Origin of the sequence: Rhodococcus phenolicus, assembly GCF_001646785.1 — a bacterium.
Classification (GTDB): Bacteria; Actinomycetota; Actinomycetes; order Mycobacteriales; family Mycobacteriaceae; genus Rhodococcus; species Rhodococcus phenolicus.
Genome location: NZ_LRRH01000092.1, coordinates 15,105 through 29,518, shown reverse-complemented (window position 1 = coordinate 29,518; position 14,414 = coordinate 15,105). Strand labels below are relative to the sequence as shown.

14 protein-coding genes are annotated in these 14,414 nt (G+C 69.4%); 4 read left to right on the top strand and 10 right to left on the bottom strand.

All coding sequences use genetic code 11. The annotated features are described in order from the left end of the window. The 3 genes from purL to A8G15_RS23735 form a co-directional block, all read right to left on the bottom strand. Positions 1-2,280, bottom strand: a complete 2,280-nt coding sequence (gene purL / locus A8G15_RS23745) for a phosphoribosylformylglycinamidine synthase subunit PurL (protein ID WP_068165311.1) — start codon at positions 2,278-2,280, stop codon at positions 1-3. A gap of 65 nt (positions 2,281-2,345) precedes the next feature. Then, on the bottom strand, positions 2,346-2,969 hold the full coding sequence (locus tag A8G15_RS23740; RefSeq protein WP_068165308.1) for a Uma2 family endonuclease: 624 nt from the start codon (positions 2,967-2,969) through the stop codon (positions 2,346-2,348). 76 nt (positions 2,970-3,045) lie between these two features. Further along, positions 3,046-3,726 carry a helix-turn-helix transcriptional regulator gene (locus tag A8G15_RS23735; RefSeq protein WP_068165306.1) on the bottom strand — a complete coding sequence of 227 codons (681 nt, stop codon included), beginning with the start codon at positions 3,724-3,726 and terminating at the stop codon, positions 3,046-3,048. A 96-nt stretch (positions 3,727-3,822) separates the two neighbouring features. On the opposite strand from A8G15_RS23735, the gene A8G15_RS23730 reads away from it, so the two are divergent. Then, entirely contained in the window at positions 3,823-4,245 is a 423-nt protein-coding gene (locus A8G15_RS23730) for a DoxX family membrane protein (RefSeq protein WP_068165305.1), read from the top strand. Between the two features lie 40 nt (positions 4,246-4,285). Here A8G15_RS23730 and A8G15_RS23725 read toward each other — a convergent pair whose 3' ends face one another. From A8G15_RS23725 to purS, 5 genes are all read right to left on the bottom strand, one after another. After that, entirely contained in the window at positions 4,286-5,596 is a 1,311-nt protein-coding gene (locus A8G15_RS23725) for a M18 family aminopeptidase (RefSeq protein WP_068165303.1), read from the bottom strand. A gap of 73 nt (positions 5,597-5,669) precedes the next feature. Next, positions 5,670-6,020 (bottom strand): VOC family protein, encoded by a 351-nt coding sequence (locus A8G15_RS23720; RefSeq protein ID WP_068165301.1) that lies wholly within the window; start codon positions 6,018-6,020, stop codon positions 5,670-5,672. Positions 6,021-6,289: 269 nt separating this feature from the next. Then, complete coding sequence (locus tag A8G15_RS23715; protein ID WP_068165299.1) at positions 6,290-6,718, bottom strand: nuclear transport factor 2 family protein; 429 nt, start codon at positions 6,716-6,718, stop codon at positions 6,290-6,292. Positions 6,719-6,808: 90 nt separating this feature from the next. Then, the gene (gene purQ / locus A8G15_RS23710) at positions 6,809-7,486 is read right to left on the bottom strand and encodes a phosphoribosylformylglycinamidine synthase subunit PurQ (RefSeq protein WP_068165297.1); all 678 of its coding nucleotides are present in this window, start codon (positions 7,484-7,486) and stop codon (positions 6,809-6,811) included. Then, a complete protein-coding gene (gene purS, locus A8G15_RS23705; protein ID WP_068165296.1) occupies positions 7,483-7,728 on the bottom strand; it encodes a phosphoribosylformylglycinamidine synthase subunit PurS in 246 nt (81 codons plus the stop codon). The genes purQ and purS overlap by 4 nt, the downstream gene beginning before the upstream one ends. A gap of 157 nt (positions 7,729-7,885) precedes the next feature. Here purS and A8G15_RS23700 point away from each other — a divergent pair, with 157 nt between their 5' ends. Both A8G15_RS23700 and A8G15_RS23695 read left to right on the top strand, forming a co-directional pair. Then, the gene (locus A8G15_RS23700; protein ID WP_068165294.1) at positions 7,886-10,123 is read left to right on the top strand and encodes a heavy metal translocating P-type ATPase; all 2,238 of its coding nucleotides are present in this window, start codon (positions 7,886-7,888) and stop codon (positions 10,121-10,123) included. A gap of 59 nt (positions 10,124-10,182) precedes the next feature. After that, on the top strand, positions 10,183-10,827 hold the full coding sequence (locus A8G15_RS23695) for an MBL fold metallo-hydrolase (RefSeq protein ID WP_068165292.1): 645 nt from the start codon (positions 10,183-10,185) through the stop codon (positions 10,825-10,827). 9 nt (positions 10,828-10,836) lie between these two features. Here the strand turns inward: A8G15_RS23695 and A8G15_RS23690 are convergent, their stop codons facing one another. Further along, positions 10,837-11,487, bottom strand: a complete 651-nt coding sequence (locus A8G15_RS23690) for an NAD(P)-dependent oxidoreductase (protein WP_068165291.1) — start codon at positions 11,485-11,487, stop codon at positions 10,837-10,839. 139 nt (positions 11,488-11,626) lie between these two features. On the opposite strand from A8G15_RS23690, the gene A8G15_RS23685 reads away from it, so the two are divergent. Then, complete coding sequence (locus tag A8G15_RS23685; protein WP_068165290.1) at positions 11,627-12,586, top strand: AraC family transcriptional regulator; 960 nt, start codon at positions 11,627-11,629, stop codon at positions 12,584-12,586. 137 nt (positions 12,587-12,723) lie between these two features. On the opposite strand, the gene A8G15_RS23680 is transcribed toward A8G15_RS23685, so the two are convergent. Further along, on the bottom strand, positions 12,724-14,367 hold the full coding sequence (locus A8G15_RS23680; protein ID WP_068165289.1) for an FAD-binding dehydrogenase: 1,644 nt from the start codon (positions 14,365-14,367) through the stop codon (positions 12,724-12,726). Positions 14,368-14,414: the final 47 nt, after the last annotated feature.

The following is a 14,414-nucleotide window of genomic DNA, read 5'->3' as shown; positions in this document are numbered from 1 at the left end:
CTACCCGAACAAGGCGGGGAGGGTGCCCTCGTAGACCTCTCGCAGCTCGGCCAGGGTCACCGAGAACCGGCCCTGCACCTCGACGGAATCGGACCCCTCGTCGACGACACCGATCCGCACCCACGGCAGGTCGCGCGCCGAGCACATGCCCGTGAAACGGGACTCCTCGGTGCGCGGCACCGCGACCAGCACCCGGCCGGCGGATTCGGAGAACAGCGTCACGAACGGGTCCGCATCCTCGGGAAGCAGGATCCGGCAACCGGTCTCGCCCGCGAGTGCGGCCTCGACGACGGCCTGCGCGAGGCCGCCCTCGGACAGGTCGTGGGCCGCCGAGATCAGCCCGTCGCGCGAACCGGCGACGAGGATCTCCGAGATGAGCCGCTCACGCTCGAGGTCGACCTTCGGGGGCACACCACCGAGGTGATCGTGCTCCACCTGCGCCCAGATCGAACCGTCGAACTCGTCGCGGGTCTCGCCGAGCAGGATGAGCGTCTCACCGGGCTCGAGACCGATACCGGTGGGGATACGGCGGTGCACGTCGTCGATGACGCCGAGCACCGCGACCACCGGAGTCGGCAGGATGGCCGTCGAACCGGTCTGGTTGTAGAAGCTGACGTTGCCGCCGGTCACCGGGATGCCGAGCTGCGCGCATCCGTCGGCGAGGCCGCGCACCGCCTGCTGGAACTGCCACATCACGGCCGGATCCTCCGGCGAACCGAAGTTGAGGCAGTTGGACACGGCCTTGGGGGTCGCGCCCGTGGTGGCGACGTTGCGGTATGCCTCGGCGAGCGCGAGCTGCGCGCCGGCGTACGGATCGAGCTGGGTGTAGCGGCCCGATGCGTCGGTGGCCAGGGCGATGCCGCGGCCGGTCTCCTCGTCGATGCGGACAACCCCGGAGTCGGCGTTCTCGGCCAGGACGGTGTTGCCGCGCACGTACCGGTCGTACTGCTCGGTGATCCACTTGCGGCTGCACAGCGCAGGCGACGCGAGCATCTTCAGCAGCGTGGCCTTCAGTTCGTCGTCCGTCTCCGGGCGCTTCAGGCCGGCGGTGGTGTTCGCGACCAGCGCGTCCTGCGAGTCCGGGCGCTGCACGGGACGCTCGTAGACCGGGCCCTCGTGCGCGACCGTACGCGGCGGCACGTCCACGACGGTCTCGCCGTGCCACGTGATGACCAGCCGCTCACCGTCGGTGACCTCACCGATGTCGGTGGCCAGCACATCCCACTTCTTGCACACGGCCATGAACGCGTCGACGTTCTCCGGCGCGACGACCGCGCACATGCGTTCCTGCGACTCCGAGGACAGCACCTCCGCGGGGGTCATGCCCTTCGCGCGGGTCGGGACCCGGTCGAGGTAGATGTGCATGCCGCCGTCACCGGCAGCGGCGAGCTCGGACGTCGCGCAGGACAGGCCGGCACCGCCGAGGTCCTGGATGCCGACGACCAGCTTCTCGCGGTACAGGTCGAGGCAGCACTCGATGAGCACCTTCTCGGTGAACGGATCGCCGACCTGGACGCTCGGCAGCTTCTTCGGGCGTCCACCCTCGCTGTCGTCGAACGTCTCGGACGCGAGGACGGACACGCCGCCGATGCCGTCGAGGCCGGTGCGGGCACCGAACAGGATGATCCGGTTGCCGGTTCCGGAGGCGAACGCCAGATGCAGGTCCTCGACGCGCATGGCGCCCGCGCACAGCGCGTTGACGAGCGGGTTGCCCTGGTAGGAGGCATCGAACACGGTCTCGCCGCCGACGTTGGGCAGACCGAGCGAGTTGCCGTAGCCGCCGACACCGCGCACCACGCCGTCGACGACGCGACGGGTGTCAGGGTGGTCGGCGGCACCGAAGCGCAGCTGGTCCATGACCGCGATCGGACGCGCGCCCATCGCCATGATGTCGCGGACGATGCCGCCGACACCGGTCGCCGCGCCCTGGTAGGGCTCGATGTACGACGGGTGGTTGTGCGATTCGACCTTGAAGGTCACCGCCCAGCCGTCGCCGATGTCGACGACACCGGCGTTCTCGCCGATACCTGCGAGCATCGAGGAACGCATCTCGTCGGTGGTGGTCTCCCCGAAGTAGCGCAGGTGGACCTTCGACGACTTGTAGGAGCAGTGCTCGGACCACATCACGGAGTACATCGCCAGCTCGGCGTCCGTGGGACGGCGGCCCAGGATCTCCTTGATGCGGGCGTACTCGTCGTCCTTCAGTCCCAGCTCGGCGTACGGCTGAGGAAGATCGGAACTCTCGGAGGCGTGGGTGACGGTATCCACCTGCGGTGACACTGGGCGTCGGGTCCCTTCACTCTGGGATCGAAACGGCAGGCCGGGCGCGCACTGCCGCGGCCAGTCTATCGGGGGGAACCGCCGCCCGGTTCCACCGGTGCATCGCCGGTCGCGCCCCGGGTGTCCGTCCGCACCGCGGTGAGCTCTTCCAGGTCCACGGTCACGTCGTGACCGGCCGCGCTCAGCCTCACCGTCCCCGCTTGCTCGCCGTCGAATCGGTACCACCCGTTTTCGAGCGTGAACGCCGCCAGCACGGCCGGTTCGGTCAGATCGACGATCCAGTACTGCGGGATTCCGCTCTCGGCATATTCGGAGAACTTGGTGACCCGGTCGGTGCGTCCGCTGCCACCGGTCGTGACCTCGACGACGAGCCGCACGTCGGCGGCGGTCGCACGGTCCGGGTCGGCCTCGACGAGGGCCCGATCGACGACGATCACGTCCGGGCAGCGGACCGTCGGCGGCTCCCCCGGCAGCAGTACCTCGACGTCGCCGAGCACACTCAGCTCGCGGGGAAGCTGCCCGGCCAACGCGTCGACCAGCGCGAACGTCACGTGCTGATGCAGGTATCCGGGATGCGGGGACGCGACGAGTACGCCCTCGCACAGCTCGAGCCGGTACCGCTCGTACTCGGGCAGGGTCGCCCACTCGTCGACCGTCAGCAGATGGTCGGGGAACGACGGACCGCTCATCATCGATCACCACCGTTCGTCCTCGGCGGGGAGAGTGCACATCAGTTTCGCACCGGAGACCGGTTCGCGTCCGGGCTTACGCGGGGTCCATCCGGTCCGAAGGCACCAATCGGACGCAGCAGAAACCCGGCTCCGGGTCGAGACACGCCCGCCGGCTGCTGTCACCCAGTCCCTCGAGCAGCGCCGTGAGCAGATCGAGGTTCATCCCGCACACCAGATCGGTATGCCCGCCGACCAGAGCGTGGAACGGGCAGTTTCCGAGCCGGATGGTCGCGCCTTCGTCGACCGGCTCGAACCCGTGCTCGGCGAGAACCTCTGCGGCCGGCTTGCCCGCGGAATCCTCACCGATGCGCCGGCCCTGATGCGCCGCGCGTCGCGACAGCGCCGCCCGCGGCGATTCGCCGGTGCGATCGGCCTCGTCGATCGCTTCCGCGAGCAGTCGGCTTGCGAGTTCGTATCGCCGGGCCGGCAGGGTCACCTCGATCTGCCGATCGGCGCGGCGGTACAGCTTGGCGGGACGTCCCGCCCCCGGCCCGGAGCGCCCGCTCCGGCGAGCGAACTCGACGTCGAGCAGCCCGTCCTCGACGAGCCGCTCGAGATGGAAGGCGGCGGTGGTGCGGGCGATGCCGAGCGCGGCAGCCACCTCGTCGCGTCCCACCGGTTCGCGCCGGCTCACCACGTAGTCGTAGAGCCGGCTCCGAGTGGGTTCGCCGAGTACCGCGACGGCGGCGATCCCGGATTGCTGCACGCGGTCCATCCCCCGATTGTAAAACCGATTTTCGTTGACTGAATTTTGCCGCCGGTTCTAAAATCAGTGGCAGTAGGTTTTAGAAACGGACAGAGGGAGATCACCATGTCCACCACCTCATCCCCCATCGCCACCACCACGCGCGGACACCTCCACGACCCCGGTTACCAGGCTTTCCTCGCGCTACGCACAGTGTTCACCGTCGCCCCGATCCTGTTCGGGCTCGACAAGTTCACCAACCTGTTGACCGACTGGCCCGGCTACCTGGCACCGTGGATCGACGAGATCCTGCCCGGCACCGCGCAACAAGCCATGTATCTCGTGGGCATCATCGAGATCGCCGCCGGCATCCTCGTCGCCGTCGCACCGCGTATCGGTGCCTGGATCGTCGCGGCGTGGCTCGCCGGGATCATCGTCGACCTGCTGACCTACTCCGGCTACTACGACATCGCACTACGCGATTTCGGGCTGCTGGTCGCGGCCGTGGCACTCTCGCGACTCGCTGTCGCGTACCACCGCCGGCCCTGATCCGGCCCCGGGCGGACCGGATCGATCCGCCCGGGAGACGTCAGGCCGCCGGTGTCAGGAAGGCGGCCAGCGCGTCCGCGTAGGAGGCGACGTCGGCGGCACCCATCAGCTCGCGGGCCGAGTGCATCGCGAGCTGCGGGGCGCCCACGTCGACGGTGGTCAGGCCGGTACGGGATGCGGTGATCGGTCCGATCGTCGACCCGCAGGGCAGGTCCGCGCGGTGCACGTACCGCTGCAACGACACCCCCGCCCGGTCGCAGGCCAGGGCGAACGCCGCGGCTCCGGCCGCGTCCGTCGCGTACCGCAGATTCTGGTTGACCTTGAGCACCGGGCCGCCGTTCACCTCGATGCGGTGCGACGGTTCGTGCCGTTCCGCGTAGTTCGGGTGCGTCGCATGCGCCATGTCGCCGGACGCGACGATCGACCCGGCCATCGTGCGCAGAAACTCCTCGCGACCACCGCCGCGCGCGAGCACGATCCGCTCGAGCACCGTGTTCAGCAGGTCGGAGAACGCGCCGCGGTCGGACATGCTTCCGACCTCCTCGTGATCGAACAGCACGAGCATCGGGGCGGGGCCCGGATTCTCGACGACGTGCTCGGTCGCGGCCAGCAGCGCGTGCACCCCCGCGTAACAGGTCCCCTGATTGTCGAGGCGTGGCGCGCTGACGAGGTCGCCGTCCACCCCCACGAGCGAACTCGGCGCCAGATCGTGGGTCATGAGCTCCCAGCCGAGCACACTGTCCGCGGCCACCCCGGCCTGCTCGGCGAGATAGCCGATGAACGACCGCGGCTCGCTGCCCACACCCCACACGGCGTTGACGTGGCGCTGCGGATCGAGTTGCACGCCCTTGCGGTCCTCGGACAGGTGGATCGCCAGTTGCGGCACCCGCAGGATCGGGCTGTCGACGTGTACGAGCACGTCCTCGGCGGTCGCGCCGTTCCGTACCGTCAGCCGGCCGGAGATGCCGAGGTCTCGGTCCAGCCACGAGTTCAGCCACGCCCCGCCGTACGGTTCGAGACCGACGGTCCGCCACCCCGCCGACACCAGGTCCGGGTGCTGCTTGACCCGCAGATTGGGGCTGTCGGTGTGCCCGCCGACGATCCGGAACGGCCGGGTCGCACCGGACGCGTCCGGCGTGCCCTCCCCCTCCGTACTCCACGCGATGAGCGAGCCGCCGCGGATCACGTAATACCGCCCGGGCTCGGTCGGCCAGGGCTGCGTCTCGGTCAGTTCGTCGAACTCGGCGTCGGCGAGCATCGCCGCAACCGTCGCGCACACGTGGAACGGCGACGGTGACAGATCGACGAAGTTGCACAGTCCCTGGGCGTCGGCGCGGGTGAGAGAAGCCATTCCTGCATCCTCGCACCACCGCCGTGAATCCACCCGGCGTGCCCGGGCGGCCGAGGACGGGGTCGGGCCCCGGTCAGTGGCCGGAGGCCACGCAGAACAGATTGCCGTCGGGATCGGTGAGGGTCACCCAGCGGAAACCGTCCATGTCCTCGCGGTGCACCTCGGTCGCGCCCGCGGCGATCAGCCGCGCGACCTCGTCGTCGAGGTGTTCGGTGCCGAGATCGAGATGGACGCGGTTCTTGCCGGGAGTCGGGTCGGTGACCTTCTGGAAGCCGAGTTTCTGCTCCGAACCGGGCAGCCCGACGATGTAGAAGAAGCCGCCGTTGTCCTGCTCGACGCGACCGCCCGTCTGTTCGGCCCACCAGGTGGCGAGCGGTCCGGGATTCGCGCTGTCGAACGTGATCATGCCGATGCTCAGTGTCATGGGGTGACACTAACGGCGTCCACCGACACCGTCCGTGCGTTTCCTGGTCGTGGGGACCCCGAAAGAAACACCCGGGAAAGATGCGTAGTCCTACTCAAGAAACGAGCGGGACGAACCGGGCAGAATTGTCCTCGATACCGCGGCTTCGGGGGAGAATCCCGGTATCCGGCCGGGGGCCCGATCGGGGGGTCGATCCCCGGACACTCGCAACGAGGGGCTCCGCCGCTGATCGGGATCGCGGCAGAGCCCCTCGTTCGGGTTCGGAGTGGTTACTTCCGACGGACCGGCGGATTGACGAACCAGAGGTTCTCCTCGACCAGATGCTCGCTCTTCCAGCCGTCCGCGGTACGGACGACGCGGTGGTGGTAGTTGCCGCCGCAGAACGTCAGCGCGTCCATCCCGGGCAGTTGCATCGGGTTGTAGAACATCGCGGTCACGTCGGCCCGGTCGCCGTCGAGATCGATCTGGATGTTGCTGATGAAGTGCTGCGTCATGGGCACCGCGGTGAGCGCGCGGGACAGGATCGCGACGACCTCGTCGCGCGAACCCGGCGGGTACCCGACGGAGCTGTAGTCCAGATGCGCGTCGTCGGTGAAGACCGAGGCGAGTGCCTCCCAGTCCTTCGTGTCGACGGACCGCGCGTAGCGGTAGAGGAGCTCTTTGATTTCGAGTTTGTCGTGTACAGCCTGCACATCCATCAGGCGAGAATACGATTCTCGAACGGCGATGGGAACCTTCTCCGGCCGGGCCGGGCGAAGGTTCCCGTCACCGAGGGGCGCGGAGACCGGTCAGGCCGAGACGACCGCGTCCAGAACGCTGTAGAACATGCCGAGGCCGTCGTCGCTGGGGCCGGTGAGCGGCTCGGTGGCGTGCTCGGGGTGCGGCATCAGGCCGACGACGCGACCGTTCGCCGACGCGATGCCCGCGATGCCGCGCTGCGAGCCGTTGGGGTTGCCACCGGCGTAGCGGAACACGACGCGGCCCTCACCCTCGAGCTCGTCGAGGACCTCGTTCGACGCCTGGTAGCGACCCTCCCCCGACTTGAGCGGAACGAGGATCTCGGCACCGGACTCGTAGCGGGAGGTCCACGCCGTCGAGTTCGACTCGACCTTCAGCCACTGATCGCGGCAGACGAAGTGCAGGCCCTCGTTGCGGGTGAGAGCACCGGGCAGCAGGCCCGCCTCGCACAGCACCTGGAAGCCGTTGCAGATACCCAGGACCGGCATGCCGCCCTTGGCCGCCTCGACGACCTTGCCCATGACGGGTGCGAAACGCGCGATGGCGCCGCACCGCAGGTAGTCGCCGTAGGAAAAGCCGCCGGGCACGATGACCGCGTCGACACCCTGGAGATCGGCGTCGCCGTGCCACAGGCTCACGGCCTCACCGCCGGCGAGCTTGACGGCCCGGACTGCGTCGACGTCGTCGAGCGTGCCCGGGAAGGTGATGACTCCGACGCGCGCGCTCATGCGTCACCGTCGATCCGGCGCACCGTCCAGTCCTCGATCACGGTGTTGGCGAGCAGGCCCTCGGCGATCTTCTCGAGCTCGGCGTCGTCGACGCTGCCGTCGATCTCGAGCTCGAAGCGCTTCCCCTGGCGGACGTCGGACACGCCCGGGAAGCCCAGCCGCGACAGCGCCCCGACAATGGCCTGGCCCTGGGGATCGAGAATCTCGGCCTTGGGCATGACTTCGACGACGACACGAGCCACGTGCTGCTCCTCGGTAGTAGTGCTGGCGTCCGGGGACGGACACCGGACGAACAGCAGTTTACCGGGAGCACCGTGGAGGCCGGGCACCGGTCGACGGACTTCACAGATATACCCCAGGGGGGTATAAAGGAATTGTGAGGAACGAGAGGAGCACCCGATGACCACCGGAGACACCCTGCACGACATCGAACTTTCCATCGGCGGCATGACCTGCGCGTCCTGCGCGGCGCGCGTCGAGAAGAAGCTCAACCGGATGGACGGCGTCACCGCGACGGTCAACTACGCAACCGAAACCGCGAAGGTCAGCTACACCGGAGAGATCGCCCCGGAGGACCTGGTCGCGACCGTCGAGGCCACCGGCTACAGCGCAGCGCTGCCCGCGCCGCCGGCACCGCCCGGGACGGAAGCGGCGACCGAGCCCACCGAGCCCGACGAGGCGGCAGCGTGGCGGCAGCGGCTGTTCGTGTCCACGACCCTCACCGTCCCGGTCGTGCTGCTGTCGATGATCCCGGCGCTGCAGTTCGACAACTGGCAGTGGATCGCGCTGACCCTCGCCTCCCCCGTCGTGGTGTGGGGTGCGCTGCCTTTCCACCGTGCCGCTTGGACCAACCTCCGTCACGGCGCGGCCACGATGGACACCCTCATCTCGGTCGGTGTCATCGCCGCCTACCTGTGGTCGCTGTGGGCGCTGCTGTTCACGCACGCCGGCATGCCCGGGATGCGCATGGCCTTCGACCTGTTCCCGTCCGGCGACGGGGAGGCGCACATCTACCTGGAGGTCGCGGCGGCCGTCACGACCTTCATCCTCGCCGGCCGGTACTTCGAGGCCCGCGCCAAGCGGCAGTCCGGGGCGGCGCTGAGGGCCCTGCTGGACATGGGCGCCAAGGACGTCGCCGTACTGAGGAACGGCACCGAGGCGCGCATCCCCATCGGGCAGCTCGCGGTCGGCGACGTGTTCGTGGTGCGCCCCGGCGAGAAGATCGCGACCGACGGTGTCGTCACCTCCGGCACATCGGCGGTGGACGCATCGATGCTCACCGGCGAATCCGTGCCGGTGGAGGTCGCCCCCGGCGACAACGTCGTCGGCGCGACCGTCAACGCCGGCGGGCGGCTCGAGGTCCGCGCAACCCGCATCGGCGCCGACACCCAGCTCGCGCAGATGGCACGGCTGGTCACCGATGCCCAGAACGGCAAGGCCGAGGTGCAGCGTCTCGCCGACCGGGTGTCGGCGGTGTTCGTACCCATCGTGATCGGCCTGTCGCTGCTCACCCTCGCCGGCTGGTTGCTGTTCACCGACGATCCGGTCTCGTCCGCCTTCACCGCGGCGGTCGCGGTCCTGATCATCGCGTGCCCCTGCGCACTCGGCCTGGCCACCCCCACCGCACTGCTCGTCGGCACCGGACGGGGCGCCCAGCTGGGCATCCTGATCAAGGGACCGCAGATCCTCGAATCGACACGGCGCGTCGACACGATCGTGCTGGACAAGACCGGAACCGTGACGACCGGGCGCATGAGCGTCGAATCGGTGCACGTGGCCGACGGCGAAACCGAAACCGAGACACTGCATCTGGCCGGATCGCTCGAGCACGCCTCCGAGCACCCGATCGCGCGGGCCGTCGCCGAGCGTGCGGGCACGCTGTCGGATGTCGAGAGCTTCGAGAATCACGGCGGCCGGGGCGTCTCCGGAGTCGTCGACGGTCGTGCCGTCCTGGCCGGACGGCTGTCCTGGCTGCGTGACGAGTGGTCGCTGACCCCGCCCGAGTCACTGCGCCGGGCCGCGGACGATGCCGAGGCCGAGGGCCGTACCCCGGTCTGGGTCGCGTGGGACGGGACGATCCGGGCCGTCGTGGTCGTCTCCGACACCGTCAAGGACACCTCCGCGGACGCCGTCACCGAACTGCGCGCACTGGGCTTGCACCCGGTTCTGCTCACCGGCGACAACCGCCGCGCCGCCGAATCGGTCGCCGCGCAGGTCGGCATCGACGAGGTGATCGCGGAAGTGCTGCCGGGCGACAAGGTCGCGGTCGTCGAACGGCTGCAACGGGAAGGCCGGGTCGTCGCGATGGTCGGCGACGGGGTCAACGACGCCGCGGCACTCGCACAGGCCGATCTGGGCCTCGCGATGGGCACCGGCACCGACGTCGCGATCGAGGCATCCGACCTGACGCTGGTGCGCGGCGATCTGACGTCGGCGCCCGATGCGATCCGGCTGGCCCGCGCCACACTCGGCACGATCAAGGGAAATCTGTTCTGGGCGTTCGCTTACAACGTGGCGGCGTTGCCACTGGCCGCGCTCGGACTGCTCAATCCGCTCATCGCCGGCGCGGCGATGGCGTTCAGCTCGGTGTTCGTGGTGAGCAACAGCCTGCGGCTGCGCCGGTTCTCGCCACGCTAGGACCGACGAGCAGGTGGGAGATCGGGTGGGTGGAAGATCAGGTGGGAGATACTGATCCCATGCGACTGACCCACTTCGGACACTCCTGCCTGCTCGTCGAACACCGCGGCGCGAAGATCCTGTTCGACCCTGGCAACTTCTCGCACGGATTCGAGGGCATCACCGGCCTCGACGCGATCCTGGTCACCCATCAGCATCCCGACCATGCCGACGCGGCACGCCTTCCCGCCCTGCTCGACGCGAACCCCGAGGCGGCACTGTTCTCCGATCCGCAGTCGGCGGACCTGCTCGACGGCGACTGGACCGCGGTGCGCCCCGGCGACACGTTCGAGATCGGTGAGGTGACGGTGCGCGGCACCGGCGGCCGGCATGCCGTCATCCACCCGGAGCTGCCGGTCATCGACAACACCGCGTTCCTGCTCGGCGACGACGCGAACCCGGCCCGTCTGCTGCATCCCGGCGACTCGCTGTACATCCCCCACGAGCAGGTCGATGTACTCGCGCTCCCGTCCGCGGCGCCGTGGCTGAAGATCTGGGAAGCGGTGGACTACCTGCGTGCGGTGAATCCGCGGGTCGCGGTCCCGATCCACCAGGCCATCATCACCGAGCAGGCCAACGGCATCTTCTACGGCCGCTACACCGAGATGGCACCGGCGGGAACGGAATTCCGCGTTCTGCCCCACGAATCCGACACCGAGGTCTGAGACGCGAACTCAGGACACAGCCACCGTCGATCGCAGATAGCTGCCGTTGCCCGCCGCGTCCGCGAGGACCTTCCCCACCTCGCCGCGCGACACGTGCCAGCCGGTGACCGCCCCGTCCACCGTGGCCGTCGCGGTGCCGCCGGCGGGTTCGTCGGTGAGATTCACCGGCTGCACAAGGGTCCAGGCGAGGCCGCTGTCCCGTACGAGCGCGTCCTGGTTCTCGGTGTCCGCGATCTGGGGCCCGAGCAGGATCCGGAACATCAGGCCGTAGCGCAGCGGCAGTCGGCCGTGCGTCTCTCCCACCCCGTACGAGGTCTGCACGACGAGCCGCGGAACCCCGTGACGGCGCATGGCGTCGACGACGTTGCGCGTGCCCCGGGACCGCACGTCGATGGGTGTTCGCGCGGGCCCGCGCAGGCGGACCCGCACCGGGTTCTCACTGATACCGAGAGTGACCACGACCGCATCGTGGCCGCGCACGGCGGCGTCCACGTCGTCGGGGTGCATCACGTCGCCGCGCACGACGGTGACGTCGTCCGCGATGTCGCGCACCGCCTCGGGGTCCCGCACGAAAACGGTGACGTCGTGTCCCCGTTCGAGCAGCGCCGCCACCGCGGCCCGCCCGGATCCACCGGTTGCTCCGATCACCACGATCCTCATGACTCCTCCTTCGGGTTGTCTGCTGACAAGTCCACGCTAGGAAGCGGATCCGGGACGTTCCATGACCGTGGGTCCACGATCCCGGACCGTTCGTCCACGACATCTGGACGAACGGTCCGGAACGGGGAATCGTGGGCTCATGACGATCGAGCGCGCGCCGGTGACGTATCCGTGGACTCCCGTCGATCCGCTCGGCGAGGCACTGCACCTGCTCCGGATGCGCGGCAGTTTCTATTGCCGGTCGGAACTGGGTGCACCGTGGGGTCTCGAGATGCCGGCCTTCGCGGGCAGCGCCAGCTTCCACACGGTCGTCGCGGGCGACGCGTGGCTCGACGTCCCGGGTTCGCCGCCGATGCTCCTGCGCCCCGGGGATTTCGCGGTGGTGCCACACGGGTCCGGCCACGTGATTCGCAGCGAACCGTCGCCCGTGCACACGGTCCGGGTCGACACGGCCCCCCAGGAGATGTTCGGCGACCACTATTCGCTGCTGCGTCACGGCGGGGACGGCGACCGTTCCGTCCTCGTGTGCGGGATCGTCGAATTCGATCATCCGACGTCCGCTCGCCTGGTCTCGCTGTTGCCGCCGATTCTGCGAATCGAGGCTGCGGCGGCGGTTCCGGGGGCGACGGCACAGGTGCTGGCACTGATGGCGGACGAGGCCCGGCGGGTGCGGCCCGGCGGCGAGGCGGTGCTCACGCGGCTGGCCGACATCCTGGTGATCATGGCGATCCGGACCTGGGTGGACTCCGATCCCGCCGCCCGGCGGGGCTGGGTGGGGGCACTGCAGGACCCGCAGGTGGGCCGTGCGCTGGCCGCGGTGCACCGCCATCCGGAACGGGCGTGGACGCTGACCGCGCTCGCCCGGGAATCGGCGATGTCGCGCTCGGCGTTCGCCGCGCGGTTCACCGCGCTGGTGGGGGAACCGGCGATGCGCTACGTGTCCCGATGGCGGATGGAGGCGGCGGCAGCGGCGCTGCGTGACGGGGCGACGGTCGCCGAACTGGCGTCGAGATCCGGGTACGAGTCCGAGGCCGGGTTCGCGCGGGCGTTCAAGCGGGTCACCGGGGAATCACCCGGATCGGTGCGCCGTTCCGGGTGACGGATGCCCGTCACCCGGAACGCAGGAACTCGGCGACCCGGACCCCCGGAGCCCTGCGACCCGGAGCCCGGAGCCCTGCGACCCGGAGCCCGGAGCCCTGCGACCCGGAGCCCGGAGCCCTGTGGCCTCGACTCGTTTCAGCGGGACGCGGCACGACCTGCCGCGCGGCCGGAGAAGATGCAGCCGCCGAGGAAAGTGCCTTCGAGCGAGCGGTAGCCGTGCACACCGCCGCCGCCGAACCCGGCGACCTCCCCGGCGGCGAACAGGCCGTCGAACGCCGTACCGTCCGCCCGCAGCACCCGCGACGACAGGTCGGTTTCGAGGCCGCCGAGGGTCTTGCGGGTGAGCAGGTGCAGTTTCACCGCGATGAGCGGCCCGGCCTTCGGATCGAGGATGCGATGCGGCGACGCGATCCGCGCGATCTTGTCGGGCAGGTAGGCGCGTGCCGCGCGCATCGCCGCCACCTGCAGGTCCTTGGTGTACTTGTTGGCGATCTCGCGGTCGCGGGCCTCGACCACCGACCGCACCGCCGCGTAGTCGAGCGGCGCGTCGGGGGTCAGCTCGTTCATGCCCGCGACGAGATCGGCGAGGTTGTCGCGCACCACGAAGTCGACGCCGCGCTGTTTGAACGCCTCGACCGGCCCCGGCGCACCGGATCTGATGCGCTGCACCAGCAACCGGATGTCGCGACCGGTCAGGTCCGGGTTCTGTTCGGAACCGGACAGTCCGAACTCCTTCTCGATGATCTTCTGGTCGAGGACGAACCACGTGTGGTCGTGACCGGTGGTGACGATGTGCTCGAGGGTGCCGAGCGTGTCGAACCCGGGGAACAGCGGGACGGGCAGGCGTTTGCCGGTCGCGTCGAGCCACAGCGACGACGGCCCGGGCAGAATGCGGATGCCGTGGTTCGGCCACACCGGGTCGTAGTTGGTGATGCCTTCGGTGTAGTGCCACATGCGGTCTCGGTTGACGATGTTGCCACCGGCGTTCTCGGTGATCTCGAGCATGCGGCCGTCGACGTGGGCGGGGACACCGGTGAGCATGTGCTTCGGCGGGGTGCCGAGCCGCGCGGGCCAGTTCTTCTTCACGAGGTCGTAGTTGCCGCCGATGCCACCGGACGTGACGATGACGGCGCCGGCGGTGAGCTCGAAGTCGCCGACGGCGGTGCGCGAGGACGCCACTCCGCGCGCCGCGTCGGTGGGTTCGAGGACGGTACCGCGCACGCCGGTGACCGCGCCGTCGGTGACGATCAGCTCGTCGACCCGGTGCCGGTGCCGGAAGGTGACGAGTCCTCTTTCCGCCGCGGCGAGCGCCTTGCGGGCGAAGATCTCGACGAGTCCGGGCCCGGTGCCCCACGTGATGTGGAAGCGGGGCACCGAATTGCCGTGTCCGCCGGCGTCGTAGCCGCCGCGTTCGGCCCAGTTGACCATCGGGAAGATCTTCAGGCCGCGCTGCGCGAGCCAGGCGTGCTTCTCCCCGGCGGCGAACTCGACGTACGCCTGCGCCCACCGGCGCGGCCAGCGGTCCTCGATGTCGCGGTCGAATCCGGCGGTGCCCATCCAGTCCTGCAGGGCGAGGTCGTAGGAGTCCTTGATCCCCATCCGGCGCTGCTCGGGACTGTCGACGAAGAACAATCCGCCGAACGACCAGAATGCTTGTCCGCCAATGTTGTTCGAGTTCTCCTGGTCCACCAGGATCACCTTGCGCCCGGCGTCGATCAGCTCACCGGTCGCCACCAGCCCGGCGAGACCCGCCCCCACCACGATCACGTCTGCGTCCATGTCCGCAGACACTACCGGCCGGTACTTCGGGACGGGAGGGACCGAAC

Coding starts and splice junctions, on each gene's coding strand:
- A8G15_RS23740 (WP_068165308.1), bottom strand. CDS start 2,969: ATGAGCGGTCCGTCGTTCCCCGACCATCTGCTGACGGTCGACGAGTGG.
- A8G15_RS23735 (WP_068165306.1), bottom strand. CDS start 3,726: ATGGACCGCGTGCAGCAATCCGGGATCGCCGCCGTCGCGGTACTCGGC.
- A8G15_RS23730 (WP_068165305.1), top strand. CDS start 3,823: ATGTCCACCACCTCATCCCCCATCGCCACCACCACGCGCGGACACCTC.
- A8G15_RS23725 (WP_068165303.1), bottom strand. CDS start 5,596: ATGGCTTCTCTCACCCGCGCCGACGCCCAGGGACTGTGCAACTTCGTC.
- A8G15_RS23720 (WP_068165301.1), bottom strand. CDS start 6,020: ATGACACTGAGCATCGGCATGATCACGTTCGACAGCGCGAATCCCGGA.
- A8G15_RS23715 (WP_068165299.1), bottom strand. CDS start 6,718: ATGGATGTGCAGGCTGTACACGACAAACTCGAAATCAAAGAGCTCCTC.
- purQ (WP_068165297.1), bottom strand. CDS start 7,486: ATGAGCGCGCGCGTCGGAGTCATCACCTTCCCGGGCACGCTCGACGAC.
- A8G15_RS23700 (WP_068165294.1), top strand. CDS start 7,886: ATGACCACCGGAGACACCCTGCACGACATCGAACTTTCCATCGGCGGC.
- A8G15_RS23695 (WP_068165292.1), top strand. CDS start 10,183: ATGCGACTGACCCACTTCGGACACTCCTGCCTGCTCGTCGAACACCGC.
- A8G15_RS23690 (WP_068165291.1), bottom strand. CDS start 11,487: ATGAGGATCGTGGTGATCGGAGCAACCGGTGGATCCGGGCGGGCCGCG.
- A8G15_RS23685 (WP_068165290.1), top strand. CDS start 11,627: ATGACGATCGAGCGCGCGCCGGTGACGTATCCGTGGACTCCCGTCGAT.
- A8G15_RS23680 (WP_068165289.1), bottom strand. CDS start 14,367: ATGGACGCAGACGTGATCGTGGTGGGGGCGGGTCTCGCCGGGCTGGTG.